At 39.1% G+C, this 2,746-nt stretch carries 2 protein-coding genes and 1 pseudogene; 1 reads left to right on the top strand and 2 read right to left on the bottom strand.

Annotation, left to right across the window (positions count from 1 at the left end; translation table 11 throughout):
- Positions 1-177 precede the first annotated feature (177 nt).
- Positions 178-429: pseudogene (locus GWQ22_RS21175) on the top strand (alpha/beta hydrolase); the annotation flags it as partial.
- 133 nt (positions 430-562) lie between these two features.
- Here the strand turns inward: GWQ22_RS21175 and GWQ22_RS21170 are convergent.
- Positions 563-1,171, bottom strand: coding sequence for a hypothetical protein (locus GWQ22_RS21170; RefSeq protein ID WP_275931586.1), 609 nt, complete (start codon positions 1,169-1,171; stop codon positions 563-565).
- A gap of 732 nt (positions 1,172-1,903) precedes the next feature.
- Entirely contained in the window at positions 1,904-2,416 is a 513-nt protein-coding gene (locus tag GWQ22_RS21165; protein WP_275931585.1) for a hypothetical protein, read from the bottom strand.
- Between the last annotated feature and the right edge of the window lie 330 nt (positions 2,417-2,746).

Raw genomic sequence — 2,746 nt, 5'->3', positions numbered from 1 at the left:
GATTGGCGAGGCCGATACCCTGGAAAAGCTCGAAGCCCTGCTGCCATGGAACGTCCCGCTGGAGCCGATTGCAAAAAAAGTGGCGCAATACGGTAAAGGCAAGTAGGTCGATTTAACGGCGCTTACCGTCAAGCCCCTGCCGGTGAGCAGTTACCGCGGGTGCTGGTGCAGCTGGGCCGCCTCGCCACCGAGGTTAACCCGCTGATGCGCTACTTCCGCGAACGCTCCCTGCCCATTCCCACCCTCTATGTGATGGGGGAGGAGGATCATATGTTTCTGGCACCGGTACGCGAACAGGTGGCCCGCGATGCCAGCGCCTCGCTGGCGGTGATCCAGCAGTGCGGCCATGTCTGCAATGTGGAACAGCCGGAGCAGTTTAATCGCCGTACGCTGGCATTTATTCAATCTCTGGGGGGCGGGAGGAAATAATCTGTTACCCAATCTCCTACACAGGCAAAGCAAGGGATATATTCAAGCCAGCGCATATCCAGTTCGTTCTGCGATGTAACAGGAATAGCCGTACCAGCGAAATGGGGCTAAGCCAGCATGCTGGCGTTTCCTATCACTTAATGTTTTTATAGTGTTCAATTACTTTTGCAATAGGATCTAGAAGCACTTTTAACCCAGTGAAATCAATGCTTTTCTTTTTTTCCTTTACAATGTGAGTGGCAAAAGCATCTTTGCTAAGGTCATTTTTTGTATCTCTTTTTTCAACAGTGTTAAAGAATTTTCCATTTGAATGTTTCATCAGCCTTGTTTTGTCATCGAAGAAGTACTCTATATCCGTTTCCTCACCAGAAGTTCCTAAAGGTGTAAATATTACGTATAGATTACCCATCACATGTATAAATTCTGATTTTCGTATGTCATTTTTCTTATCCAAATGTGAAGGTATTAACGTTATCGTTTTTTGAAATTTTTTCCCCTGCAATAAACTGACTATATTATCTGGTCCAGTATCATTATCTAGAAAGATAATTACAGGTTTTTTGGGTTTTAAATTTTTATACGGGGCCATATTCTTATGGAAGTTTTCAATGAATCCTTTTAGATAGTCTGTGCCACCGAAAAGCTCCAATAAAAATCTAGTTCTCTTAGAATATTCGACGAAACGTATCAATAATTCATATTTACCATCAGTCCTTATAGCTAAAGATGGATAATGTGCCATGAGTTCACTTATAGCTGACTTTAAATAAATGTTGTCAGTTTTACCCTCACATAGAATGGTTGGTTTCTCGTTGCCGTAAAATAATCTATAGTATAGAAATTGGCTGAATGTTTTTTCTCTTCCTGAAAGTAAAATACTTGTGCTTTACCTACAGTCTTCAAACTATATTCTGGTGACAATGGTGCTTTTTGTCTTAAACGATTATAATGGTCTACGTGGTCAATAAAATTCAGTTGGCCCTCTAATTCATCTAGATTACCTATAACTGACACACCATCTTCAATGGAAGTGAATGTGCCAGTTTTAAATAATGTGTTGCATTTAGCTCTTGCTAACCGCCAATATTCTTTTTTGGTATTAGGTTTTTTGTTAACGACAAGTCCTGTTACATCTTGCCGAGAATTCTTATACTGGATCCTGGTTTTACCATTATTAACAGAAAACCCAGAGCGCTTTATTTCATACAGTAACTCTTTACCTAAAATGTAACAATCCTCATTTTGTTCTGCTATTTTTTTAGGGAATTCAGATTTTCTAGTAGAAAAAGTTATATCATCGGCATATCTTGTGTAAGTGCATTTATATTTTTTTGCTAAAGACGCTAAATTAATATCTAAGCTGTGACATATTAGGTTTGATATAACAGGGGAACAGGGACTCCCTTGAGGGAGCTTGTTATCATAGCAAGCTATTTGTGCTATTACTGTTGAAATATGCTGGTCCAGTTTGAAATCATTGTTTTTTTATAAAATAGCCTCTAACCCTACCAAAATTAAAGCTATCAAAGAAGTTCTCTATATCAATATTTAGAATGTTTTTCTTTCCTATGTGCATAATTGCGTTGGTAATAATAGAGCGATTTCTTGAAAAGCCATGTGATAAGGATGGTTGTTTAGATTTTGATGAGGGTATTTTAATTTTTAGAACTTCTGCTGCGTAGTCAACCTCACCATTTTCTCTGACTTTTGGTACGGCTAGTTGGGACGTTGGAAATTTGATTTTGTTAATTTCATCGATGCAGTCTAAGAGTAAAGTAGACAAACTTCTTTGTAGGCTTTTCAATTCTTCAGATGGAGCGTTAATCACTCTTTTACCGCCAGATTTTTTATCTATGGTAAATTGATGATATTGGTTTTCAGGCCTTATGATGTATAAGGTTCTAGTTAAGAATGCAGCATCCACACCTAACAATTTAGCTAATTCTGGCTTGGAAGATATGGACTGCAACGACTGTAGTTTTGACATATATATATCCGTATATGAGGAGGCTTATGGGCACTCTTACGCACTATACATCTCAGTGTGCACATCGACACACTATAATAGGGCAATCCAAGTGGACAATTTTTTCACTGCTCGCGAAGCGCGAGCGAATAATCTGCCCATAAGCCGATGTTTAGGGTAAATTAAAAAAAAAGAGAGTTCAACAACAAAAATTGTGACTGTCATAACACCTGACTCTTATACACAAATATTGTGAACTGATTGGCACTTTTCCCGATTTCCAGGATCTGATCTCCTATGTGACTCCCGAACATGGTAACGATCATGCTAACTTTTGCTCTTCATCGTGCG

The organism is Aeromonas sp. 1HA1, from assembly GCF_029237385.1.
GTDB lineage: Bacteria > Pseudomonadota > Gammaproteobacteria > Enterobacterales > Aeromonadaceae > Aeromonas > Aeromonas popoffii.
This window is presented reverse-complemented; position numbering and strand designations above follow the sequence as displayed.

What these genes read in the sequence shown, in the direction of transcription:
- GWQ22_RS21170 (WP_275931586.1), bottom strand. Translation starts at nt 1,171, where the DNA reads ATGGCACATTATCCATCTTTAGCTATAAGGACTGATGGTAAATATGAA.
- GWQ22_RS21165 (WP_275931585.1), bottom strand. Translation starts at nt 2,416, where the DNA reads ATGTCAAAACTACAGTCGTTGCAGTCCATATCTTCCAAGCCAGAATTA.